Origin of the sequence: Pseudomonas sp. 13159349, assembly GCF_013305685.1 — a bacterium.
GTDB classification, from domain to species: domain Bacteria; phylum Pseudomonadota; class Gammaproteobacteria; order Pseudomonadales; family Pseudomonadaceae; genus Aquipseudomonas; species Aquipseudomonas asiatica.
The window spans coordinates 3916147-3939158 of sequence record NZ_CP045553.1 but is presented as its reverse complement, the minus strand read 5'-3'; the positions used below and the strand labels follow the sequence as shown (position 1 = coordinate 3939158).

The 23012-nt window shown below is 59.7% G+C and carries 19 protein-coding genes, 1 tRNA gene and 2 pseudogenes; 12 read left to right on the top strand and 10 right to left on the bottom strand.

Annotated features, from left to right (window positions below):
* Window positions 1-270 precede the first annotated feature (270 nt).
* On the bottom strand, window positions 271-2382 hold the full coding sequence (gene fusA, locus GEV38_RS18245) for an elongation factor G (protein WP_054572494.1): 2112 nt from the start codon (window positions 2380-2382) through the stop codon (window positions 271-273).
* A gap of 73 nt (window positions 2383-2455) precedes the next feature.
* Window positions 2456-2881, bottom strand: a complete 426-nt coding sequence (locus tag GEV38_RS18240; protein ID WP_015271047.1) for a hypothetical protein — start codon at window positions 2879-2881, stop codon at window positions 2456-2458.
* Between the two features lie 245 nt (window positions 2882-3126).
* Here GEV38_RS18240 and GEV38_RS18235 point away from each other — a divergent pair, with 245 nt between their 5' ends.
* Entirely contained in the window at window positions 3127-3429 is a 303-nt protein-coding gene (locus GEV38_RS18235) for a hypothetical protein (RefSeq protein ID WP_015271046.1), read from the top strand.
* A 3-nt stretch (window positions 3430-3432) separates the two neighbouring features.
* On the opposite strand, the gene GEV38_RS18230 is transcribed toward GEV38_RS18235, so the two are convergent.
* Both GEV38_RS18230 and gcvA read right to left on the bottom strand, forming a co-directional pair.
* Window positions 3433-4683 carry an aspartate aminotransferase family protein gene (locus GEV38_RS18230; RefSeq protein ID WP_015271045.1) on the bottom strand — a complete coding sequence of 417 codons (1251 nt, stop codon included), beginning with the start codon at window positions 4681-4683 and terminating at the stop codon, window positions 3433-3435.
* A gap of 236 nt (window positions 4684-4919) precedes the next feature.
* A complete protein-coding gene (gene gcvA / locus GEV38_RS18225; protein WP_015271044.1) occupies window positions 4920-5816 on the bottom strand; it encodes a transcriptional regulator GcvA in 897 nt (298 codons plus the stop codon).
* A gap of 255 nt (window positions 5817-6071) precedes the next feature.
* Here gcvA and GEV38_RS18220 point away from each other — a divergent pair, with 255 nt between their 5' ends.
* From GEV38_RS18220 to GEV38_RS18210, 3 genes are all read left to right on the top strand, one after another.
* On the top strand, window positions 6072-7454 hold the full coding sequence (locus GEV38_RS18220) for an amino acid permease (protein WP_054572495.1): 1383 nt from the start codon (window positions 6072-6074) through the stop codon (window positions 7452-7454).
* 61 nt (window positions 7455-7515) lie between these two features.
* Window positions 7516-8013 (top strand): PaaI family thioesterase, encoded by a 498-nt coding sequence (locus GEV38_RS18215; protein ID WP_015271042.1) that lies wholly within the window; start codon window positions 7516-7518, stop codon window positions 8011-8013.
* Window positions 8014-8100: 87 nt separating this feature from the next.
* On the top strand, window positions 8101-8796 hold the full coding sequence (locus GEV38_RS18210) for a glutathione S-transferase N-terminal domain-containing protein (RefSeq protein WP_015271041.1): 696 nt from the start codon (window positions 8101-8103) through the stop codon (window positions 8794-8796).
* A gap of 136 nt (window positions 8797-8932) precedes the next feature.
* On the opposite strand, the gene GEV38_RS18205 is transcribed toward GEV38_RS18210, so the two are convergent.
* Window positions 8933-10549 carry an inorganic phosphate transporter gene (locus tag GEV38_RS18205; RefSeq protein ID WP_015271040.1) on the bottom strand — a complete coding sequence of 539 codons (1617 nt, stop codon included), beginning with the start codon at window positions 10547-10549 and terminating at the stop codon, window positions 8933-8935.
* Between the two features lie 128 nt (window positions 10550-10677).
* Between GEV38_RS18205 and GEV38_RS18200 the strand changes: the two genes are divergently transcribed.
* From GEV38_RS18200 to GEV38_RS18170, 7 genes are all read left to right on the top strand, one after another.
* Window positions 10678-11064 (top strand): DUF488 domain-containing protein, encoded by a 387-nt coding sequence (locus tag GEV38_RS18200; protein ID WP_015271039.1) that lies wholly within the window; start codon window positions 10678-10680, stop codon window positions 11062-11064.
* Window positions 11065-11206: 142 nt separating this feature from the next.
* Complete coding sequence (locus tag GEV38_RS18195; protein ID WP_015271038.1) at window positions 11207-11638, top strand: GNAT family N-acetyltransferase; 432 nt, start codon at window positions 11207-11209, stop codon at window positions 11636-11638.
* Window positions 11639-11755: 117 nt separating this feature from the next.
* Window positions 11756-12145 carry a helix-turn-helix domain-containing protein gene (locus tag GEV38_RS18190; RefSeq protein WP_054572496.1) on the top strand — a complete coding sequence of 130 codons (390 nt, stop codon included), beginning with the start codon at window positions 11756-11758 and terminating at the stop codon, window positions 12143-12145.
* A 63-nt stretch (window positions 12146-12208) separates the two neighbouring features.
* Window positions 12209-12847, top strand: coding sequence for a UvrY/SirA/GacA family response regulator transcription factor (gene uvrY, locus GEV38_RS18185; RefSeq protein ID WP_015271036.1), 639 nt, complete (start codon window positions 12209-12211; stop codon window positions 12845-12847).
* Between the two features lie 6 nt (window positions 12848-12853).
* Window positions 12854-14677, top strand: a complete 1824-nt coding sequence (gene uvrC / locus GEV38_RS18180) for an excinuclease ABC subunit UvrC (protein WP_013973365.1) — start codon at window positions 12854-12856, stop codon at window positions 14675-14677.
* A 32-nt stretch (window positions 14678-14709) separates the two neighbouring features.
* Entirely contained in the window at window positions 14710-15270 is a 561-nt protein-coding gene (gene pgsA / locus GEV38_RS18175; protein WP_039613116.1) for a CDP-diacylglycerol--glycerol-3-phosphate 3-phosphatidyltransferase, read from the top strand.
* Window positions 15271-15334: 64 nt separating this feature from the next.
* A tRNA-Gly gene (locus GEV38_RS18170) sits at window positions 15335-15410 on the top strand.
* Between the two features lie 306 nt (window positions 15411-15716).
* On the opposite strand, the pseudogene GEV38_RS27925 reads toward GEV38_RS18170, so the two are convergent.
* Window positions 15717-16023: pseudogene (locus GEV38_RS27925) on the bottom strand (type VI secretion system tip protein VgrG); the annotation flags it as partial.
* 68 nt (window positions 16024-16091) lie between these two features.
* Here GEV38_RS27925 and GEV38_RS28065 point away from each other — a divergent pair.
* Window positions 16092-16205: pseudogene (locus tag GEV38_RS28065) on the top strand (IS5/IS1182 family transposase); the annotation flags it as partial.
* A 126-nt stretch (window positions 16206-16331) separates the two neighbouring features.
* Here GEV38_RS28065 and GEV38_RS18165 read toward each other — a convergent pair.
* The 4 genes from GEV38_RS18165 to GEV38_RS18150 all read right to left on the bottom strand — a co-directional run bounded on the left by GEV38_RS18165 (window position 16332) and on the right by GEV38_RS18150 (window position 22971).
* Window positions 16332-17192, bottom strand: a complete 861-nt coding sequence (locus tag GEV38_RS18165; protein WP_137188563.1) for a hypothetical protein — start codon at window positions 17190-17192, stop codon at window positions 16332-16334.
* 165 nt (window positions 17193-17357) lie between these two features.
* Window positions 17358-17885 carry a hypothetical protein gene (locus tag GEV38_RS18160; protein WP_015271034.1) on the bottom strand — a complete coding sequence of 176 codons (528 nt, stop codon included), beginning with the start codon at window positions 17883-17885 and terminating at the stop codon, window positions 17358-17360.
* A gap of 9 nt (window positions 17886-17894) precedes the next feature.
* Complete coding sequence (locus tag GEV38_RS18155; RefSeq protein WP_081013946.1) at window positions 17895-22487, bottom strand: RHS repeat-associated core domain-containing protein; 4593 nt, start codon at window positions 22485-22487, stop codon at window positions 17895-17897.
* A gap of 52 nt (window positions 22488-22539) precedes the next feature.
* Entirely contained in the window at window positions 22540-22971 is a 432-nt protein-coding gene (locus GEV38_RS18150) for a DcrB-related protein (RefSeq protein ID WP_054572461.1), read from the bottom strand.
* Window positions 22972-23012 lie beyond the last annotated feature (41 nt).

Genomic DNA, 23012 nt, shown 5'->3' with positions numbered 1-23012 from the left:
CCTACAGGGGGTATGCATTCCCTGTGGGAGATTACCCAGCCCTTTTGGGCTGCGCTGTCGCGCAGAGAACAAATATCGCTCGTCTGACGCGGCCTTTGTAGGAGCAGCCTTGTGCTGCGAAGAGGCTGGTACAAGCAACAGACAGGCTTTATCAGTACCGGCCTCTTCGCAGCACAAGGCTGCTCCTACAGAACCTCGCCGAACCAATGAGTCATGTGTTGTTCTATGAGAGCGGCTATAGCCGCGAAGAGGGCAGCACAGGCGAACGAATCACTCCCCGCGGTTCTTCTTGACGATGGCATCGGCAATGCTCGCCGGTGCCTCGGCATAACGGGTGAACTCCATCGAGAAGCTGGCCCGGCCCTGTGTCATGGAGCGCATCGAGGTGGCATAGCCGAACATCTCGCCCAGCGGCACCTCGGCACGGATCACCTTGCCGGCCGGTGTTTCGTCACCGTCCTGGATCATCCCGCGGCGCCGGCTCAGGTCGCCGAGGATGTCACCCTGGTACTCCTCCGGGGTCACCACCTCCACCTTCATCACCGGCTCCAGCAACACCGCCCCACCTTTCTGCGACAGCTGCTTGGTGGCCATCGAGGCGGCAATCTTGTAGGCCATTTCGTTCGAGTCGACATCGTGGTACGAGCCGTCGTACACCGCCGCCTTCAGGTTGATCAGCGGGTAGCCGGCCAGCACGCCGTTCTTCATCTGCTCCTCGATGCCTTTCTGGATAGCCGGGATGTATTCGCGTGGTACCACGCCGCCAACGATCTCGTTGATGAACTCCAGGCCCTCCTTGCCCTCGTCACCGGGGGCGAAGCGGATCCAGCAGTGGCCGTATTGGCCCCGGCCGCCGGACTGGCGGACGAAGCGGCCCTCGATCTCGCAGGTGTTGCGGATTTTCTCTCGGTAGGCCACCTGTGGCTTGCCGATGTTGGCCTCGACGTTGAACTCGCGGCGCATGCGGTCGACGATGATGTCCAGGTGCAACTCGCCCATGCCCGAGATGATGGTCTGGCCGGTCTCCTCGTCGGTGCGCACGCGGAATGACGGGTCCTCCTGGGCGAGCTTGCCGAGGGCGATGCCCATTTTTTCCTGATCGGCCTTGGTCTTTGGTTCCACTGCCACGGAAATTACCGGGTCGGGGAAGTCCATGCGCTCGAGAATGATCGGCTTGTCCATGTCGCACAGGGTGTCGCCGGTGGTCACGTCCTTCATGCCGATGAGCGCGGCGATGTCGCCGGCGCACACATCCTTGATTTCAGCCCGCTGGTTGGCATGCATCTGCACCATGCGGCCGATGCGTTCCTTCTTGCCCTTTACCGAGTTGAGCACCGCGTTGCCGGAGCTGAGCACGCCGGAGTAGACCCGGGCGAAGGTCAGGGTGCCGACGAACGGGTCGGTGGCAATCTTGAATGCCAGGGCCGAGAACGGCTCGCTGTCGTCGGCGTGTCGCTCCAGGTGCTTTTCTTCGTCATCCGGGTCGGTGCCCTTGATGGCCGGGATCTCCGACGGGGCGGGCAGGTAGTCGATGACCGCGTCGAGCATCAGCGGCACGCCCTTGTTCTTGAACGACGAGCCTAGAATGGTCGGCACGATCTCGTTGTTCAAGGTGCGTTTGCGCAGGCCGGCCTTGATCTCTTCGATGCTTAACGCTTCGCCTTCGAGAAACTTGGTGAGCAGTTCGTCATCGGCCTCGGCCGCTGCCTCGACCATGTGCGCGCGCCACTCGTCGGCCAGTGCCTGCAGCTCGGCAGGGATGTCTTCTTCGCGGTAGCTGGTGCCCTGGTCGGCATCGTTCCAGTAGATGGCCTTCATCTTCACCAGGTCGATCTGGCCGATGAAGTTCTCTTCACTGCCGATGGCCAGCTGGATCGGCACCGGGTGGTGGCCCAGGCGCTGGTCGATCTGCTTGACCACGCGCAGGAAGTCGGCGCCCTGGCGGTCCATCTTGTTGATGTAGGCCAGGCGGGGCACGTGGTACTTGTTGGCCTGGCGCCATACGGTCTCGGACTGCGGTTCGACCCCGTCCGCGCCGCTGAACACCACTACCGCGCCATCGAGCACGCGCAGCGAGCGCTCCACCTCGATGGTGAAGTCGACGTGGCCCGGGGTGTCAATGATATTGAAGCGATACTTGTGGGCGAACTGCTTGGTCGAGCCCTGCCAGAAGGCAGTGGTCGCCGCCGAGGTGATGGTGATACCGCGCTCCTGCTCCTGGGCCATCCAGTCCATGGTCGCGGCACCATCGTGCACTTCGCCCATCTTGTGGTTGACCCCGGTGTAGAACAGGATCCGCTCGGTGGTCGTGGTCTTGCCGGCGTCCACGTGGGCGACGATACCGATATTGCGATACAGCTCGATGGGCGTTGTACGGGCCATGGCGGACTACCTGCGGATGAGCGGATTCTCCCACGGTAGCAGAACGGGAGAATCCTGCTTTACCGCCGGGCCGTCAGTCGGCCTGGGCTTGCAGCTGCCACTGGCCATCCACTTCGCGGGCCAGGCCGCTGGCTGGCAGCAGGGCCAGCAGGCGCGTGTGCAGGGCGGCTTCGGTGAAGGTCTTGAGAGTGGCCAGGTCCAGTGCGCCGACCAGGTTGAGATCGGCCTTGGTGTACGAAAGCCAGGCCTTTTTCAGGGCCTGGGCGACGTCGCTGCCGGAGGTGCTGGCAAAGCGGCGGTGCCATTGGCGACCGTCGAAGGTGAAGGTGTGGGCGTGGCTGTAGGTGCCTTGGTCGCCCCCTTCGGTGCAGCGATGGCAACGGCACGGGCCTTCGCCGAAGGCGTTGCGCAGGTAGCTGTTGAAGTCCACCACGGGCTTGAGGGACAGGCGTTTGTCGACTTCGAACAGGTCGGCGATCAGGGGTTCTTCGGCGCTCACTCGGGATCCTCGTGTGGTGTGGCGTGCATCGGCGGGCACCCTAACAGATCGGGGCATTCAGATCACCTTTTGCAGGCCCGGCCTCTTCGCGGGCTCGCCCGCTCCCACAGGTGCTGTGCACGACCTGAGCAACATGCGATCCCTGTGGGAGCGGGCGTGCCCGCGAAGAGGCCAGTAGAGACAATGGAGATCACCTGCCGTACTCTACGCGCCCATACGCCTACACACCCACAGAGGTAACCCGCTTGAGCACCAAGTACCCGTACATCGCCACCATCACCGTCAGCGCCGAAGACCGTGGCGGCGACGCCGAGGCCTCGGAAAACCCCAATATGCGCGTTGGCCTGGAAGCGGTGACCGAAACGCTGAAGAAGGTGCATTTCGTCGGTACGCTCGCAGCCCCCGAAAAGAACGCCACGCACATCTGCGTGACCCTGGAGAACGGCCTGACCTACTACGGCCCGATCGTCAACGGGCACGCCGAACTCGAAGGCGGCTGGATTGCCTTCGAGTCCGACATGCTCACTCCCGCAGAGCTGGGCTTGTAAGTATCAGTTCAGCTCGGCCAGGCACTGCTCGAGGATATCCAGGCCTTCCTCGAGCACTTCGGCCTCGATGGTCAGCGGTGCCAGCAGGCGGATGATGTGCCGCGCCTTGCCGCTGGGCATCAGCAACAGGCCCTTGGCCCGCGCCGCGTCCATCACCTTGGCCAGTTGCGCCGGTGCCGGGCTGCCGTCGGCATTGACGAACTCGATCCCGCGCATGGCGCCGACGCCGGTGAGGCGGCCGATGAACGGGCTCAGGCCCGAGGCCTTCCAATGCTCGAAGCGGCGCACGATTGCCTGCTCCTGGCGCTCACCCCAGGTAGCGATGTTCTCGTCGGTCATCTGCGCCAGGCTGGCCAGGGCTGCCGCACAGGCGATCGGGTTGCCTGAATAGGTGCCACCCAGGCCGCCCTTGGGCAGCGCTGCCATCAACTCCTTGCGCCCGACCACCGCACCCAGCGGCATGCCGCCAGCAATGCTCTTGGCCAACAGCAGCAGGTCGGGCTCGAGCCCTAAGCGCGGGAAGGCGAAGCGCTGGCCTGTGCGGCCGAAACCTGACTGGATCTCGTCGATGATGATCAGGATGCCGTGCTCGTCGCAGAAGCGGCGCAGGGCCTGGGCGAAGGCTGGGTCAAGGGCGAGGAAGCCGCCTTCGCCCTGCACCGGCTCGAAGATGAACGCCGACACGTCTTCCACTGCCAGCTCGACGCTGAACAGGCGGTCCATGGCCTTGAGGGCCTGTTCGCAGGTAACCCCGGTGTCGGCGCTGGGGTAGGGCAGGTGGTACACCGGCCCCGGCAATTCACCGACCCGCTGCTTGTACGGGGCGACCTTGCCGTTGAGGTTCAGGGTGGCCAGGGTGCGACCGTGGAAGCCGCCGTCGAAGGCGATGATGGCGCGTTTGCCGGTGGCAACGCGGGCCACTTTCAGGGCGTTTTCCGCAGCTTCCGCGCCGCTGTTGGTGAGCATGCCGGCCAATGGGTAGCTGACCGGTACGAATTGGCTCAGTTGTTCCATCAGCGCCAGGTATGGGCCGTGGGGGGCTGCGTTGAAGGCGTAGTGGGTCAGGCGAGCGGCCTGGGCCTGGATCGCCTCGACCACGGCCGGGTTGCAGTGGCCCAGGTTGAGTACACCGATACCGCCGACGAAGTCGATGTAACGTTTGCCGTCGGTGTCCCAGACTTCGGCATTGCGGCCATGGGAAAGTGTGATCGGGTGAACGATGGCAATGGATTGGCTGATACTTTCCTGATTCATGGGCACGCGGACCTTTGTTCGAATTTCTTATTATCCAAGCGTGTTGGCAGGTTATTCCGCAAACGAATTATTCGATTGCGGTCATTCCCTGGATTCTTGAACTAGCTGGTTTTTGTATCTGCCATTCCGGCCCTATCGCCGGCAAGCCAGCTCCCACAGGTACGGCACAGGTCTTGATGGCTGTGGAGTACTTGTGGGAGCTGGCTTGCCGGCGATAGGGCCAGTGCAGGAAGTAATCAATCCCCCTCGGCCACCCGCTCCCGAATCCACTGCACGAAGGCCCTGACCTTGGGCACTTCGGCCGCATGCTCGGCATGGGCGATGAAGTGCCGGCCATTGCTCGCCACCGGGTGGTCCCAGGCCACCACCAGCTTGCCCTCGCTCAACTCTTCGGCCACCAGGTAGCGCGGGATCAGGGCGATGCCGCAGCCGGCAATGGCTGCGCGGATGCACAGGTAGAACGTGTCGAAGCGGGGGCCGTGGTAGCTGTTCTGGCTATGCAGCCCCAGCCCCAGGAACCATTCATGCCAGGCCTCCGGGCGCGACACGCACTGCAACAGGCGGTGTTCGGTCAGCGCCTGGGCGCTGTCGAACCGGTGGTTGGCCAGCAGCTGCGGGCTGCACACCGGCACCACTTCCTCGCTGAACAGTTCGATGCAGGTTGCCCCGGGCCAGGTGCCCTGGCCGAAGAAAAACGCAATGTCGGCCTTGGCCTGCACCAGGTCGAACGGCTCCAGCTCATTGCGGATATCCAGGTGAATGCGCGGGTAGCGGTCGCCAAAACCCTTCAGCCGGGGTACCAGCCAGCGCGCGCCGAAGGTGGGCTGGGTGGCGATGCGCAGCACTTCGGTCTCGTCGCCGTAGCTGAGGATGTAGCGGCTGGAAATGTCGATCTGGGTGAGGATCTTGTTCACTTCGGTGAGGTATAGCGCGCCAGCCGGGGTCAGGTGCAGGCGCCGGCGAATGCGCTGGAACAGCGAGTGCGACAGCATGTCCTCAAGCTGCGCCACCTGCTTGCTGACGGCGCTCTGGGTCAGGTGCAGTTCCTGGGCCGCGCGGGTGAAACTCAGGTGGCGGGCGGCCGCTTCGAAGCACTGAAGGGCGGTGGTCGAAGGCATCAGGCGTTTGGACATGACGGGCAAATACCGAGCAAAAAAGGAAGGAGTTCATTCCATAACGGAATCATGTGTTTCGAAAAGGTCGTTTGTTGACCTCGGCCTATAGATTAATACTGACCTGGATCAACGATTACAACCGGTCGTGCGAAGAGGAGGTCAGTACCCGCTTCCGGCATCTGCAAAACAACAAAAACGAACATCAGAAATTTATAAGAATTCTGCTCCAGTCTTCAGCCGCCCCGCTGCGGCCGACCCATTCGAGGGTTCTTCATGGCTTCGCCAAACAACAACAAACAGCGCTCCCTGCAGCACGGCCTGACGTCCCGTCAGGTATCCATGATCTCCATCGCCGGCATCATCGGCGCCGGCCTGTTCATCGGTTCCTCCAACGCCATCGCCACCGCCGGCCCGGCCATCCTCATCTCCTACGCCATGACTGGCCTGCTGGTCTTGCTGGTGATGCGCATGCTGGGTGAAATGGCCATCGCCAACCCCAACAGCGGCTCGTTTTCCACCTATGCCTCCGAAGCCATCGGCCCTTGGGCGGGCTTTACCATCGGCTGGCTGTACTGGTGGTTCTGGGTACTGATCATTCCGGTCGAGGCCATTGCCGGCGCCGACATCCTGCATGCCTACTTCCCTGGCGTGCCGTCGTGGCTGTTCGCCTTCCTGATCATGCTGGTGCTGTCGGGTACCAACCTGATCAGCGTGAAGAACTTCGGTGCCTTCGAGTACTGGTTCGCGCTGGTCAAGGTGGTGGCGATCATCGCCTTCATCGTGGTCTGCAGCCTGGCGGTATTCGGCGTCTGGCCGCTGGCCGAGGTGTCCGGGGTCAGCCGGTTGTGGGACAACGGCGGCTTCATGCCCAACGGTTTCGGCACCGTGCTCGGTGGCGTGCTGATCACCATCTTCTCGTTCTTCGGCGCCGAAATCGTCACCATTGCCGCTGACGAAACCGCCAACCCGAAAGACAAGATCCGCCGCGCTACCAACCTTGTTGTGTACCGCATCGCCATCTTCTACCTGGCGTCGATCTTCCTTGTGGTGTCGCTTGTGGCGTGGAACGACCCGGGCCTCAAAGCGGTAGGTTCGTTCCAGCGCGTGCTGGAAGTGCTGAACGTGCCGGGCGCCAAGCTGCTGGTGGATATCGTGGTGCTGGTGGCCGTGACCAGCTGCATGAACTCGGGCCTGTACACTGCGTCGCGCATGCTCTATTCGCTGGGCGCCCGTGGCCAGGCGCTGAGCGTTACCAAGCGTATCTCCGGCTCGGGCGTACCGACCGTGGCGGTCATCTTCTCGACCCTGGCCGGCTTTGCCGGGTGCTTCGTCAACTATGTGTTCCCGGGCAAGGTATTCGGCTTCCTGCTGTCCACCACCGGCGCCATCGCCTTGCTGGTGTACCTGGTGATTGCCGTTTCGCAGCTGCGCATGCGGGCCCGTGCCGAGCGCGAAGGGCGGCCGCTGGAGCTGAAGATGTGGCTGTTCCCATGGCTGACCTGGCTGGTGATCGGCACCATCGTCATGGTGCTGGGCTACATGCTGTTCAGCGATGCCTACCGCTACGAGACGCTGATGACCGCCGGGGTGACCGCGTTCATCCTGCTGGTTTCGCTGACCCAGCGGCGCGCCAGGGTGGTTGCCCAGACGGCCTGATGTTTCTGTTTTAATGTGGGGGCGTTGCGCGCCCCCCCATATCAATAAGCACAGGAAGCGTATGAACGACCACTCCCTTTCCCTCCAGGCCCTCGCCGCACCCGACGGCACTTGCTACGGCTGCGGTTGTTCCCACCCCAGCGGCCTGCACCTGCAAAGCCATTGGGACGCCGACGGCATCCACCTGGTGTGCCGGCACGCGCCCGACAGCACCTTCATCGGCTGGCCCGGTCTGGTCTATGGCGGGCTGCTGGCGATGCTGGTCGACTGCCACTCCAACTGGACGGCAATGGCTTACCACTACCGCAACGAAGGTCGCGAAGCGGGCAGCCTGCCGCGCATCGACTGTGTCACTGGCAGCCTTGGCCTGAACTACCTCAAGCCCACGCCCATGGGTGTCGAATTGTTGCTCAAGGCGCGTGTGGAAGGTGAGGTAGGGCGCAAGACCCGGGTGCTCTGCGAAGTCTGGGCCGACGATGTGCTGACAGTGACTGCCGACTCGGTGTTCGTTCGCGTCGATACCGAAAAGCTCAAGCTCAAGGCCCACGGCCAGGCCTGAGCCGCTGGTGCTGATGAGTGGTCGGTGATGGTCAGCGGCCGGGGATGTCTCTAGAGTGAGAGGTTCATTCCCCAGGCCAGGTTGATCATGACCGATCTCAGTGCTTTTCCCATTACCCGCAAGTGGCCCGCCAGACACCCCGAGCGCCTGCAGCTGTATTCGTTGCCGACGCCCAACGGCGTCAAGGTGTCGATCATGCTCGAAGAGATCGGCCTGGCCTATGAGCCGCACAAGGTCAGCTTCGACAACGATGACCAGCTGAGCCCCGAGTTCATCTCGCTCAGCGCCAACAACAAGATCCCCGCCATCCTCGACCCCAATGGCCCTGGCGGCCGGCCGCTGCCGCTGTTCGAGTCGGGGGCGATCCTGCAGTACCTGGCAGAGAAGAGCGGCCAGTTGCTCAGCCAGGACCCGGCCCAGCGTTACCAGACCTTGCAGTGGCTGATGTTCCAGATGGGTGGCATCGGGCCGATGTTTGGCCAGGTCGGATTCTTCCATTTCTTTGCTGGCAAGGAATACGAGGACAAGCGCCCGCGGGACCGTTATGTCAACGAGTCCAAGCGCCTGCTCGGTGTTCTGGACCGGCATCTGAAAGGCCGGGAATGGATGGTCGACGAGTACAGCATTGCCGATATCGCGATTTTCCCGTGGGTGCGTAACCTGGTTGAGCGTTACAACGCCAGAGATTTGGTAGGCTTCGATCAGTTCAAGGAAGTGCAGCGGGTGCTGGCGGCGTTCCTCGAGCGGCCGGCCGTGCAACGCGGGCTGAAAATTCCAGGTTGAGGTTGGCTGTAAGGGCCCTATCGCCGGCAAGCCGGCTCCCACAGGTAATGAATGCACAGGGCTTGAGGTCTGTGGTGTTCCTGTGGGAGCTGGCTTGCCGGCGATAGGGCCAGTGAAGGCGAAACTGTTTTCAGGCTCAGAAAATGTGGTGCAGCAGCCAGTACAGGCTGCCGGCCAACAGCATTGCTGCCGGCAAGGTCAGCACCCAGGCCATCAGCAGGTTGACCAGCGTGCGCTTCTGAATCCCCGACCCGTTGGCCACCATGGTCCCGGCCACCCCGGAACTCAGCACATGGGTAGTCGACACCGGCAACCCGAACATGTCCGCCGCACCAATGGTACACATTGCCACCACTTCGGCCGAAGCCCCCTGGGCATAGCTGAGGTGGGTCTTGCCGATCTTCTCGCCTACCGTCACCACGATGCGCCGCCAGCCGACCATGGTGCCCAGCCCCAGTGCGATGGCCACGGCCACTTTCACCCACAGCGGGATGTAGCGGGTGGCATCATCCAGCTGGGTCTTGAACAGCAGCACCTGGCTGCGTGTACCTGCATCGAATACCACCAGCTGGTTCTTCTCGATCAGGCGGATGGCTTCGCTGGTCAGGTACATGTCGTTGCGCACGTTGGCCATGGCTTCGGCCGGTACCCGCTTGAGCGAGCCATAACCTTTGACCTCTTCGCCGATCATGCCGGTCAGCGCCGCCAGCGCCGGTATCAGTTGCGGGTTGGCCCTGGGCTCGGCAATGAACGTGGTCAGCACCTGGCGTGGGTCGGCCGGTGCTGCTTGCGGGGCGCCGCGCACCAGTGCCTGGCGGGTTACCTCGGCGACCGCGGAAAACTGCAGGGCCTGTTCATTGGGCATGGTCTTGTTCAATGCGTAAGCCATCGGCAGGGTGCCAACCAGGATCAGCATGATCAGGCCCATGCCTTTCTGGCCGTCGTTGGAGCCGTGAGCAAAGGACACCCCGGTGCAGGTCAGGATCAGTACGCCGCGGATCCACCACGGTGGCGGTCTCTGGCCTTCCGGCGCCTGGTACAGCGCCTTGCGCTTGACCAGCGCGCGCAGTGCCAGCAGCAAGAGGGCGGCACAGGCAAAGCCGAGCAGTGGCGAGAACAGCAGGGCATAACCGACCTTGCTGGCCTGGGCCCAGTCCACGCCACTGGTGCCGTCGCGCCCATGCATCAGGGCATTGGCCACGCCCACGCCGATGATCGAACCGATCAGGGTGTGCGAGGATGAGGCCGGCAGGCCCAGCCACCAGGTGCCGAGGTTCCAGATGATCGCTGCCAGCAGCAGGGCGAAGACCATGGCGAAACCGGCCGAGGAGCCGACCTGCAGAATCAGCTCCACCGGCAGCAGGGCGATGATGCCGAACGCCACCGCGCCACTGGAAAGCAGCACGCCGAGGAAGTTGCACAGCCCGGACCAGACCACGGCGACGGGGGCAGGCAACGAGTGGGTGTAGATGACGGTGGCCACTGCGTTGGCGGTGTCATGGAAGCCATTGACGAACTCGAAGCCCAGGGCAATCAGCAACGCCAGGCCCAGCAGCAGGAATGGTGTGACTGTGGTGATTACCGTGCCGCTGGCCGTCACATCCTGTTTAAGGCTCCAGGCGGTGTAGGCAATGCCGGCCAGCAACAGGCCGAAGAACAACACCAGGGTGGCACGCCCGGGCTTGTGGGCAAGTTGCGGGCGGGCATCGCGTTCGGCCAGTTGCGGCAGACTGGCCAGTGAAGGGGTTGCCATGATGGCTCCGGTTGGGGTGTGGCAAGGGTGCCGAAGGCCTTGAGCATAGAAACAATTCGTAACCCGGCCGTGACCTCGATCAATGATTTATCTAGGCTCAAGACGGACGGTAGTGGCAGGAGAAACCCATGATTCGCTGCAAGCGTGTCTACGATGCGGTTGAGCAAGACGACGGTCAGCGCGTGCTGGTCGATCGTCTGTGGCCGCGTAACAAGCGCAAGGAAGACCTGCACGGGCAGTGGTTGCGCGAAGTTGCACCCTCGGATGAGTTGCGCAAGGCGTTTCACCAGGGTGAAGTGGATTTCGCGGGCTTCACCCAGCGTTACCAGCAAGAGCTGGCGGCCCACCCCGAGCACTGGTACCCGCTGCTGGACCTGGCCGGAAAGGGCACGCTGACATTGCTTTATGCGGGCAAGGATACCGAGCACAACAATGCCCGGGTGTTGGCTGAATGGCTGGAGGACGAACTGGACCGGCGTGGGCCCGGCAGTTCGCCCGTGTGCTACGCCCAATGATTGGTGTTCGTTGTACTGGCCCTATCGCCGGCAAGCCAGCTCCCACAGGTACTGCGCTGCCTTCAAGGCTATCGCTGTACCTGTGGGAGCTGGCTTGCCGGCGATAGGGCCGGGCCTGGCAAACCGAAGAGTATGAAATGTGATGTCACTGAAACTGACCCCCGCCAACGACACCCACCGCACCTTCGCCCGCGACCTCACGCGCCGCGCCATGCTGCCGTACTACCGCGAATATGACCTGCTGTGGCTAGAGGAAGCCTTCGACGAAGCCTGGGGCTGGCGCGAGCAGTGGCTGGTGACCGAAGGCGACGCGGTACTCGGCTTCTGCAGCCTCAGCCAGGACCGCCAGGCGCTGTTCATCCGCGAGTTGCACCTGTTACCCGAGCACCGTCGGCGTGGAGTCGGCAGCTGGGTGCTGGAGCAGTTGGCACTGTGGGCCCGCCAGCGGCACCTGCCGCTGCTGCGGCTGATGGTGTTTCGCAGCAACCCGGCGCGCGTGCTCTACCAGCGCCACGGCTTCGTCGAAATGGGTGAGGACGAATGCTTTGTGCGCATGCAGCGCACGATCGACTAATAGCTCAATGATGGCTTGTCGCGACTGGTGAGCATCGGCATAGTGAACTCAGGCGTTCACGGCTGCCTGCAGGTGGGTAGGCCGTACATGAGTGTGATCAGGGATAAGGAGCCCCCCATGAATGGAATCGGTCCGCGGCTGCGGGAAGAGCGTGAGCGTCTGGGGATGACCCAGCGCGTGTTTGGCGATATCGGTGGGGTCGAACCCAATGCCCAGGGCAAATACGAGAGTGGTGAACGCTCGCCGCGGGTCGATTACCTGGCGGCATTGGCAACCCGGGGCGTGGATGCACTCTATGTGCTCAGCGGTATCCGCACCCCGGCACCGCTCGAGGGGCTGAGCGCCGATGAGTCCGGTTTGCTGGGGGCTTTCCGGCAGTTGTCGTTCGACGATCAGGCGGCACTCTGGCACTTGTTGCGGCGTTTGACCAACAACGACAAATCCCGGCAGACAGTGAGGCCGCTTACGGTTGAACGTCAGGGGTTTCTTACGGAAGGAATGCGTTAGGTCCGCCGTGAAAAATTTTGTTAAGGTGGCGGGATCCAATCGCCCTGCTGACGAGGTGTGTGCTTGATTAGGGTCTTAGTGGTCGACGATCACGATCTGGTACGAACCGGTATTACACGCATGCTGGCCGACATCGATGGCCTGCAGGTGGTGGGTGAGGGCGATTCGGGCGAGTCGGCACTCAGGCTGGCCCGTGAACTGAAGCCGGATGTGGTGCTGATGGATGTGAAAATGCCCGGCATCGGCGGCCTGGAGGCCACCCGCAAGCTGCTGCGCAGCCACCCGGACATCAAGGTGGTTGCCGTGACCGTGTGCGAGGAAGACCCGTTCCCCACGCGCCTGTTGCAGGCCGGCGCTGCTGGCTACCTGACCAAGGGCGCCGGCCTTGACGAAATGGTCCAGGCCATCCGCCTGGCCTTCGCCGGCCAGCGCTACATCAGCCCGCAGATTGCCCAGCAGATGGCGCTGAAGCCATTCCAGCCACAGGGCTCGCCGTTCGATGCCTTGTCGGAGCGGGAAATCCAGATTGCCCTGATGATCGTCGGCTGCCAGAAAGTGCAGATCATCTCCGACAAGTTGTGCCTCTCGCCCAAGACCGTCAATACTTACCGTTATCGGATCTTTGAAAAACTCTCGGTCACCAGCGACGTCGAACTGACCTTGCTGGCCGTTCGCCACGGCATGGTCGACGCAAGCCTGTAAAACCTCATGTCCCAAGTTTTCGATGCCAGCGCATTCCTGGCTACCTGCAGTGGTCGCCCGGGCGTCTACCGGATGTTCGACGGCGAAGCCCGGCTGCTTTATGTGGGCAAGGCCAAGAACCTCAAGAAGCGCCTGGCCAGCTATTTCCGCAAGACCGGCCTGGCGCCCAAGACCGCCGCGCTGGTGGCCCGCATCGCCCAGGTCGAAACCACCATCACCGCCAACGAAACCGAGGCGCTGCTGCTGGAGCAGAACCTGATCAAGGAGTGGCGGCCGCCGTACAACATCCTGCTGCGCGATGACAAATCCTACCCCTACGTGTTCCTTTCCGACGGCGAGTTTCCGCGGCTGGGCATTCACCGTGGGGCAAAGAAGGCCAAGGGCCGCTACTTTGGCCCGTACCCCAGCGCAGGCGCCATTCGCGAAAGCCTCAGCCTGCTGCAAAAGGCCTTTTCGGTGCGCCAGTGCGAAGACAGCTACTACGCCAACCGCACCCGGCCATGCCTGCAGTACCAGATCAAACGCTGCAAAGGGCCCTGCACGGGCCTGGTGACCGCCGAGGAATATGCCGAGGACGTGCGCCACTCGGTGATGTTCCTCGAAGGGCGTAGCCAGCAACTGGGCAACGAGCTCAATGCCGAGATGGAGAAGGCCGCCATGGCCCTCAATTTCGAGAAGGCCGCCGAGCTGCGCGATCAGATCGCCTTGCTGCGCCGCGTCCAGGACCAGCAGTACATCGAAGGCGGCAGCGGCGACGTCGACGTTATCGCCGCCTTCGTCAACCCCGGTGGCGCCTGCGTGCACCTGATCAGCGTGCGTGGCGGGCGGGTGCTGGGCAGCAAGAACTTCTTCCCGCAGGTGGGCATCGAGGAGGAGGTGGCCGAAGTGATGGCCGCTTTCCTCTCCCAGTATTACCTGGGCAATGCCGAGCGCGAATTGCCGGGCGAACTGATCGTCAACGTGGTGCACGAAGACTTCGCCGCCATCAGCGAAGCCCTGCAGACCCTGCGCGGCCGCGAGTTGACCATCAGCCACCGGGTACGCGGTACCCGCGCCCGCTGGCAGCAGCTGGCGGTGACCAACGCCGAGCAGGCGCTCAATGCGCGCCTGGCCAACCGCCAGCACATGGCCGCACGTTTCGAGGCCCTGGCCGAGGTGCTGGGCCTGGACGAGGTGCCGCAGCGCCTGGAGTGCTACGACATCAGCCATTCCAGCGGCGAAGCCACCGTGGCCAGCTGCGTGGTGTTCGGCCCCGAAGGCCCGCTCAAGTCCGACTACCGCCGCTTCAACATCGAAGGCGTCACCGCTGGTGACGACTACGCCGCCATGCACCAGGCCCTGACCCGCCGATACGGGCGCATCAAGGATGGCGAGGGCAAGCTGCCCGACGTGCTGCTGGTGGACGGCGGCAAAGGCCAGCTGAACATGGCCCGTGACGTGATGCAGGAGCTTGGCTTCAGCGACCTGACCCTGCTTGGCGTGGCCAAGGGCGTGACGCGCAAGGCCGGTTTCGAAACCCTGTACCTGAACGACGTGCACCATGAGTTCACCCTCAAGGGCGACTCACCGGCCTTGCACCTGATCCAGCAGATCCGCGACGAGGCCCACCGTTTCGCCATCACCGGCCACCGCGCCCGCCGCGGCAAGGCCCGCCGGGTGTCCAGCCTGGAGGATGTGGCCGGGGTAGGGCCCAAGCGCCGGCGCGACCTGCTGAAACATTTCGGCGGTCTGCAGGAGCTCAACCGCGCCAGTGTCGATGAAATCGCCAAAGCACCCGGCATCAGTAAAAAGCTTGCCGAGTCGATTTATGCCAGCCTGCATAGCGAGTAGAATGCGGGCTCAACTTGCGGCCAGTCGTACCGATGAATATTCCAAACCTGCTCACCGTTCTACGCGTCCTGCTCATCCCGATCTTCATCCTGCTGTTCTATATGCCCTACCACTGGAGCTACATGGCCGCCAGCAGCGTGTTCGCCGTTGCCGCCGCCACCGACTGGCTGGACGGCTACCTGGCGCGCCGCCTGCAGCAGAGCACGCCGTTCGGTGCCTTCCTCGACCCTGTGGCCGACAAGCTGATGGTGGCGGTGGCCCTGGTGCTGCTGGTGCAGACCCACGCCAACTTCTGGCTGACCCTGCCGGCCGCGGTGATCATCGGCCGCGAGATCGTGGTTTCGGCGCTGCGCGAGTGGATGGCCGAGCTGGGCGCGCGCGCGCATGTGGCGGTGTCCAACCTTGGCAAGTGGAAAACCGCGGCGCAGATGCTGGCGCTGGTGATCCTGCTGGGCAACCCGCCAGCGGTGACCTTCTGGGTAATCCTCGGCTACGCGCTGCTGCTGGTGGCGGCGGGGCTGACACTGTGGTCGATGGTGCACTACCTGCTGGCCGCCTGGCCGCACCTGCGCGAAGGCTCTGAGCAGAAATAAAAGTTTTTTTGAATCAAGGGGTTGACGCTGTTTTAGAAATCGCTAGAATGGCACCCATCACGACGCGGGAATAGCTCAGTTGGTAGAGCACGACCTTGCCAAGGTCGGGGTCGCGAGTTCGAGTCTCGTTTCCCGCTCCAAATATAGATTTACAGGGTTCTTTGGAAGTCTGTAAATCATTGAAAAAAGACGCTTCGGCGTCTGTTTTCGTTTCAGTCAGATCCATCAGGATCCATGGGCATTCGGGCCTTTCCAGGCTTTGTACGAAATCCCAAATAACCCAATCACCGCCCCGAACGCTGAAACTTTGCAGAATTCCCCGGCATCGACGGAAAGGCATTCTGTGATGGCTAAGCGTTACGAATACTCGGACGAGGTGTGGGGTGTGGTCTCCGAGCTCTTCATCAAGCCCTAGCAGCTACCGGCCTAGCCTTAGGATACCCGCCCCAACAGGAGCTAAACTCGTTGTTCTGGCTTTCACGGTCCCAGGGAAAGCTGACCTTTACTCGGCCCCACTCATCGCAATAGATCTCTTCTCCCTTCGGGCCGACCACGGTAGCTATGTGCGGACCGTCAACGCGTAGTTTTGGCAGTGGGGCAGGGCGCCATTCGGTCCGGCCGGGGACCAGCACGGCCGTCTGTTAGTAGCGCGTGCTTACATCTGCGCCGGCGGCTTCTTCCTGCAGGCTGGTGAGTTGTTTGCCTTTGTGTGCAACCGGGTTCACCCGCCAATACGTTGAGGTCGTCACTTGGTAGCCTGTCGCCGCTTTGCTATGAAACCTAGAGTTGACCGTCGCTATCTTCGTAGAACCCTTCGTCGTCATACTCGGTCTCGCTATCGCCGCTTGGCCAAGAATACGACGCAACTGACGACATTGTTTGCGCTGTCGAATCTGTCGATGGCGCGTCGGCAGTTATTGAGCGCTGTAGGGTGAGGTGCGCCTGTGGTACCCGCGAACCAGGGCAAAGCCTTGGCTTTGAGGCAATTGACGTCAGAGAAATCGGCGCTAAGGCGTCAATATATTGCTCATTGAGCGCTCGGGCTAACTTGTTCGGAGTTTTCATAGGGGTGACCAATGTATATGATTTCCGACGACGATCTTCTCGAGATTTTCTACGGTGTTATAAATAAAATCATAATCTAATTGATGATGCCAAGTTGCGGCCATGATCGTGCTTCTATGTATTTTGTCTTGTTTGATTAGGTTTGTTCTAATGCTCCAGTTGTGTGGTGGGTTTATAGTTATATAGTATTGTATGTTTTCTTGGTGAATTATTTTGGTGATAGATGAGAGTCTATCCTTTTTGTGGTCTACTGGAAAGATTTGACAGTTTAATATCAGGTCGTCATATTTGAATCTCACAATTTCGCCAAATTTATCAATATTCTTGTCCAGGCGGCCTATTGATAGGATAGGTTCTCCGGTAGCGTCAAGCCCGTACTTCATTAGGTTCTTTGATCTCAAGTCTGATTTTGTGGGTTTGCTAATTGCTCGAAATTTTGTATTAAGTATGCTGGGGATTATAAGTTCAAACGGTATTAATTCTAGGGATTTGCCAAGTGAGAGTCGCCATTCGGTAACGTGTAGTTTGCATGCTTCAAGTGTAGGTCTGACCATTGTGGTGTATTGATCAAATTCGTCTTTTAGGGTTAATATTTGGCTCTGTAGGAAGGGGGCTGTAATTTTCATTATCCACCGCATGCGTAAAAGTTTTTCCATCGCCCTGTCTCCATGCGTCTTGTGATGTCGCATCAAGATGCGGATAGAGTTGATTCCTTTCTTTTTTGCGTTTCGTAAAATTTGGTATATTTGTTTGTCGTTGTATTTCCCATGTATATGTTTTCCAGCATGGTAATTGCCATCTGTTTCCGCTAGAGTTTTTCCTGGGTTGTCAGGTTGAGCTAGTTTTGTTGGCTGCATTCCCCAAAGTCGTGCGCCATTTTCGGCGATGTCTGGGGTCGCACCGCCTTGAGCCAAAATTCCGCGTGAGCCATTCGCATATACACTATTCGTGTTTAAAAGTTCTCTATGAAGTACTGCCTTGTCCCCGAACTTGCCCGTGTGTGAGATTGCTAGTTGTGCTTGCTATAATGATTGGTAGAGCTTTATTCTCGAGTCATCCAGCGGGAAAAAATCTTCTGATAACTCATAGAGGCGCATGACCCAAAAGTTATTCTCATCAGCCATGGCTCTCCTGTCTATCTCGGAATAAAGCTTTTCAAGTGTGGCGATCTGCTTGTCGGTATCTAATATTTCAATGCTAATTATTCTAGTTATTAGGTTTATAAATAGGTTGTGAAAGGTTATGAAGAGATTTATTGTGGAGTTGCAATATGCAGTGTTGGTCAGCTCGTCGTTTTCAAACATGTATCCGATGGATGAGTCCTCTTTGTTGACAAAGAAACATCCGGTGAAGTCGTGCCCAAAGAAAGCAAAGTGCTTATTCAGTGCTGGGATGTGGTATAGCGTATTATAGAACTCTGTTTTGTTGTTTTTGTAGGGTGGCAATAGACAGGCTTTGCTCCGTACGTCGGAAAGTACGACGGAATTATCAATTGCACCATTTTCCATGTTGGTGTATTGGGCTTGAAATTTCACGAAAGGAAGCTCCATGTTTTTCTCCTACGGGCAAGTGGTTTTCTTTATGCTGTTCAAGGCTTGCTGCAATAGGCTTCTGCCAGAGCTGCTGTATTGGAAGCTGTATGTGTTTTTAGCGGAGTAGCGATTCACAAGAGAATTGCAGCCGGTACAGGGTCGTCTTTCAGAGTATATTTCAATAATTTTCACCTCTTTCCTGTTGGCGTATTTTGAGATGAGTCTTTCTTCTGAGTGGAGTGGTCCGTGATTTCTCATTACTTCTACGTACTCCTTGTCGTTAATAGTGTATCTGATGGCTGCATAATTTGTCTTTGCTGCGGTGTGGTTTCCGTCGATAGCTCTTTGGTTGATTACATTTTGACTTAATCCGCTTCCGTATGGAATTTGCTCTACGGCCAGCCCTAGCGGGTCGATATGGGTTAGTGTGTTAGGGGCGTATATATTAAGATTTATGCCGCCAGCCAAACCTATGGGGTCTACCTGCGTAAACCTGCCTATATCAGGATCATAGAATCTAAAAGTGTTGTAGTGAAGCCCCGTCTCTCGGTCAAGGTATTGCCCTTGGTATCTCAGATTCTGCTCACGCTCTTGTCGTGGACTGTGCCATTCATCCCGTATGGCGCCCGAACCCTGATAGTCACTGCGCCAGAGTGTATGGCCCTGTTCATCCGTCAACTGCTCGGGCAACTCGGCCAAGTTGGTGTGGAAATACTGTATGTCTTCCTGACCCGGTTTCCCGTCTATGCGTACCAACGGCCCATAGCCGTACAAACTCGCATGGACAAAAAGGCTGGGCAGCCCGCTTTGCACCTCCTGCAGTAACCGCAACCCCTGCCAGTGAAACAGCGTATGGCGTACCGGCTCGGCTTCGCCGTGCCTGTACACCGCCTTGCTGATCCGCCGCCCCAGAGGGTCGTAGCCGAACACAATGCGTTCGGTCTCCTCGTATCGCGCTTGCTCCACGCATACCAACCGCTGCTCGGCGTCATACTCGAAGCGCTGCACTAGATGGCTGCCGATTCGTTTTTCACACATACGCCCAAATCGGTCATAGCGGTAGCGCTTGTCCTGATAGACCAGCACACGGTTGTGCTTGATCAGGCCGTGGAGCTTCGGTCCGTCGAATAGGTTGCCAGCCTTGTCGTACTTGAAATCCTCAACCTGTGTCGCTCGCCAGTTGGGGCGAGACTGGTGAGTACTCTGTAGCTGCTCGTTCGGGTCGTAGCCATAACGGTTGCTACCGGTGTAGCTCTTGCCTGTGTTAGGTGAACGATGAAAATGGCCAATAATCTGCTCAAGATGCGCGATGTCATCAGCTGCAATGTCGCCAAAGCTACTACGTTGGGTCTGGGTCAATACCTCAGCAATCAGGTTGTCTCTGTTGTCATAGCGGTAACTCTTCTCCAGCAACGGCAGCACTTCAACCGAAGCATCGCGATAGTGAATGGCCTTGCTGCTCAGTCGCCCGCTCTGGTCATAGCGGGTACGTGTGATCAGGCTTCCCTGGGTGCGCAATACTTCGTCGTGCGCCGCATCGCGCTCGAAGTCACTGATGACCCGGCCGTTCAGGTTGATCTGATGAAGGTGCCCACTGCCGTAGTGCAGGTAGTTCAGTTGACGCTGGTCAGGCAGTGTCAACGTCTGCAGATTGCCCAGTTCGTCATAGCGGTATTGCAGCAGCCCGGCACTGTTGGTTTCGCTGAGCAACTGCCCGTTCGCGTCATAGGTGTAATCAAGCTGCTGTTGCTCACCCTGGTTGTCCGTGAACGTGATGGACAACAGGTTGTCGGCGGTGTCGTAGCTGTAGTCGGTGATGCCATCCTCGGTGCGTTTGCTCAGCAGACGGCCAACGGCATCACGTTGGAAATCATGGCGAATCGAAGTGGCCCGTGTCGGCGGGGCGTTGCCGGAGAGGGGTGGCTGTTCGTATGAAGAGGGGACATGGGTTAGGCTGGTGACACCGTCGAGTGTGTCGTACTCGTATATCCGGCCACTTCCATCCAGATCTTGTTGTGCCACCAGGCGGTCAAGTTTGTCCCAGCCAAACGTGTAGGACTCTTCATTCTCGTTGGTGAGTTGCAGCAGGCGACCATAGGCGTCGTAGCGAAACTTCACGCTGTACCCCATGGCATCGGTGCGTTTTACCAGGCGGCCGCTGCGGTCATAGCGAAACTGCAAGATCTTTTGCGCGGGATCGATGTAGCGCGTCAGCTGGCCGGCGGTATCAACTTCGTAGCGGTCGATACGACCATCGGGTCGTTCGCTTTCTATGAGATAGCCGCGAGCGTCATAGCGGAAGTGGGTCTGCTCTCCGCGGGCATTGATGCTTTCGCTCAGGCGGCCATGCAAGTCGTAGTGGTACAGCGTCTGGTTGTTGCTGCAGTCGCGATAGCTGAGCAACTGGCCACGGGTGTTCCAACCCAGGTGCTTGGTATTTTCGAGGGCATCGGTTACGCGGGTAACACGTCCTTCCGGGTTGTATTGATACTGTGTGCTCCGGCCCAGTGGGTCCTGCTCCCACAGCAAATTGCCATGAGCATCGTAGCCGTAGCGCCGGGTACGTCCTGCTCCGTCTGTGACCTGAACGGGCAAAGCCCAGTGGCGCAGATAGCTTATGCGTTCGCTTCGCCCAAGCGGGTCACGTGTCTCGATCAGACGCCCGATATCGTCATAGCTGTATCCCCACTCGCCGCCCTGTGGATCAGTTCGTTTGACCAACTGGCCGGCGACGATCTCTGCTTGCCAGCAGTTCCCAAGTGCATCGACATGCTTGTAAACGTCGTACAGCGGGCCCCAGAAATAGCGGTCTATACGTCCCAGTCCGTCTGTTACGAGGGTTTCGCCTTCTTCGAGGTTGTACTCGAACTTGTACTCCTCCCCATCGCTACCCCAGTGACGAACCACCCGCCATTCGTGGTCAGGTTGCGGCTCAAGCAAAGGCGGCAGGCGATAGGGTGTTCCGTCCGCCCGTCTTGGTGTAGGACGTTTTTCAGGAATGGTGTAGCGTGCCCATTCGTACTCGCGGACGGCGCCGCTGGCCAGTTGGTGACGCTTCAGATAGCCCTCTTCGGTATAACCGAAGTTACGCACCACCTGGCCCGTTGCATCCAGAACTTCTTGCAACTGCCCACTGTCGGTATAGCCGTAGCTGACCAGCAGCTCGTTCCGCTCGATAGCGGGCTCACCGTTATTTGACAGGAAGAGCCGCGACACCTTGCATACACGCCTTGTATGCGCAGCATCATAGTGAAGCTGGACAACCGTCTGGCCGTACTTGTCATAGAGTGCTTGAAGGCGACCTTGTTTGTCGTAAAGCACATCTATGTAATTGAGATTGCGGTCGCTCAGCCTGATTAGTCTTGAACGACTGGGCTCGTGCGGGTCGACATCAAAAACCTTGTAGCGCCCCTCATGAATGTCCTCGACAACTGTTTGGCCATCCTCCAACTGGAAGAAAGCCAAGCCGTCCACAACACTGACAAAGGCATCGCCGGCGCGCAGGCGCCCGAGTTCCAGGCGATTGCCTTCTTCATCGACGTAAATCCACAACTCGCCGCCTTCAGGATGCGGGACGCGGACCAGTTCAACTTCATAAGGAACACTCCAGCCCTTTCCGAACAGGCCGCCGGTGCGTAAGTCTCTACTGTCGTAACTACGAGCCCATTGGATTCCCAGCAAGCCAGGTAAGTTGAAATCAACATCCTCTGGACCGTCCTGGAACTTGCTACCCGTGGCGACCGCAACGGGGTTGCCCAATTTACAACCTTTGATGCGCCCAAAACGTCGTGAAATGAGTATCCCCGCAATGATCCCGGTAAACATCGCAACCTTGCTCTTGCCATTGCGAATATCCCGAACCGTCGCCGTCCCGCCGCCAATGCGCACATTCGGCGATACCTTCTCATTCACATCGATCGTGGCATCGCAGGTGGTCTTGTCACCCGATCGCGCCGCAGGCTGGCCGTTGATGAAGACTTTGTCCGACCCTTGCGCAATATGGTTTTCGGGCAAAGGCGGGTGGCGGCTGCATGAAATCTTGTCCTGCTCTTTGGGTTCCGCGCCGGGGTCCTTTGGCGTGGTGACGGGCGGGTTGAAGATGTCGCGTATCGCCATGCCCAGCCCCACCACGGGGAACAGGTAGGGCACCGCCGCCATGGCCATGGAACCCACGTTCTCCAGAATCGAAGGCTCTGCTTGCTCTGCGTCGGCCGCCCCCCCTCCTGGCGGCCCTGTAATACCGGCTGCGCGAGCGGCGGGCTTGCTGTTGACGAACACGTTGTGTGACCCGCTTTCGATCTTTCCATAGGGGTCGGGTGCATCCACGCTGTTGCCAAGGCTGTCGCAAAAGCGGGAGATGGCATCGCCGACAGTCTGGTCTTCACCGACCGAAAGGGTGCTCATCGCACCGACCGCAACTCCCGCAACGGCGGCGATGGCGATGCCAGCTGCGCCCCCCGTCGCGACAGTACCGACAACGGCCAGGCTGATAGCGGCAGCCACGGCGGCGGTGGCTGCGGCATAAATGACGGCCTCTGCAACTGCACTGACCATTTCGGCGATCAGGGACGGATGCAATATTTCATCGCCCATGCGGGCGGCGTGAACGATCTGCGCCATGGCTTACAAGCTCCAAAAGTTCTGAATGAGGTTGACCTGGGTGGTGAAGGGGTCAGGTGAACCGGAGCTTTTGTTTGATTGCGCGCCAGTGCTCGATGTCGTCGCTGCTCAAAGGGCTTGGCTTGCTGTAGTTGATCACCAGCAGCCGGTGCTGACCTGGAATCATGCAGGCGGCCTGGAGCTGGAAATTGGGCTTGTCCCCCACCTTGAATTCAATGGCCATTTCGCGGGCTTCGACGGAGTGTTCACCGCCCCCCAAACGCGCGATCTTCGTGGGTGTGATGGTCATTGCCCCGGACTTTTTTCGCAGCATCCGCAGTTGGTCATCGATGGCTTGGTCCAGGGTCTTGTCATTGGCGACGGGGCTGCGCGCCATTACCAACGTGGTGTCTCGGGCACGAAAGCGCAGCATGTTGAGCGTGAGGTCTTCAGGTGCTTCCTCGCCTAGATTGAGGATCAGGTCGTGAGTCAGGTATTCCGTCATTGCGGGAGTCCTTTCAGGAGGTCTTTACGTACGGGCAAGTG

Bases quoted from the DNA above. Each gene is read 5' to 3' on its own strand.
- GEV38_RS18195 (WP_015271038.1), top strand. From the start codon at position 11,207: ATGTCACTGAAACTGACCCCCGCCAACGACACCCACCGCACCTTCGCC.
- uvrC (WP_013973365.1), top strand. From the start codon at position 12,854: ATGTCCCAAGTTTTCGATGCCAGCGCATTCCTGGCTACCTGCAGTGGT.
- GEV38_RS18215 (WP_015271042.1), top strand. From the start codon at position 7,516: ATGAACGACCACTCCCTTTCCCTCCAGGCCCTCGCCGCACCCGACGGC.
- GEV38_RS18165 (WP_137188563.1), bottom strand. From the start codon at position 17,192: ATGCAGCCAACAAAACTAGCTCAACCTGACAACCCAGGAAAAACTCTA.
- GEV38_RS18220 (WP_054572495.1), top strand. From the start codon at position 6,072: ATGGCTTCGCCAAACAACAACAAACAGCGCTCCCTGCAGCACGGCCTG.
- GEV38_RS18210 (WP_015271041.1), top strand. From the start codon at position 8,101: ATGACCGATCTCAGTGCTTTTCCCATTACCCGCAAGTGGCCCGCCAGA.
- gcvA (WP_015271044.1), bottom strand. From the start codon at position 5,816: ATGTCCAAACGCCTGATGCCTTCGACCACCGCCCTTCAGTGCTTCGAA.
- GEV38_RS18230 (WP_015271045.1), bottom strand. From the start codon at position 4,683: ATGAATCAGGAAAGTATCAGCCAATCCATTGCCATCGTTCACCCGATC.
- pgsA (WP_039613116.1), top strand. From the start codon at position 14,710: ATGAATATTCCAAACCTGCTCACCGTTCTACGCGTCCTGCTCATCCCG.
- GEV38_RS18160 (WP_015271034.1), bottom strand. From the start codon at position 17,885: ATGGAGCTTCCTTTCGTGAAATTTCAAGCCCAATACACCAACATGGAA.
- fusA (WP_054572494.1), bottom strand. From the start codon at position 2,382: ATGGCCCGTACAACGCCCATCGAGCTGTATCGCAATATCGGTATCGTC.
- GEV38_RS18205 (WP_015271040.1), bottom strand. From the start codon at position 10,549: ATGGCAACCCCTTCACTGGCCAGTCTGCCGCAACTGGCCGAACGCGAT.
- GEV38_RS18150 (WP_054572461.1), bottom strand. From the start codon at position 22,971: ATGACGGAATACCTGACTCACGACCTGATCCTCAATCTAGGCGAGGAA.
- GEV38_RS18200 (WP_015271039.1), top strand. From the start codon at position 10,678: ATGATTCGCTGCAAGCGTGTCTACGATGCGGTTGAGCAAGACGACGGT.
- GEV38_RS18190 (WP_054572496.1), top strand. From the start codon at position 11,756: ATGAATGGAATCGGTCCGCGGCTGCGGGAAGAGCGTGAGCGTCTGGGG.
- GEV38_RS18155 (WP_081013946.1), bottom strand. From the start codon at position 22,487: ATGGCGCAGATCGTTCACGCCGCCCGCATGGGCGATGAAATATTGCAT.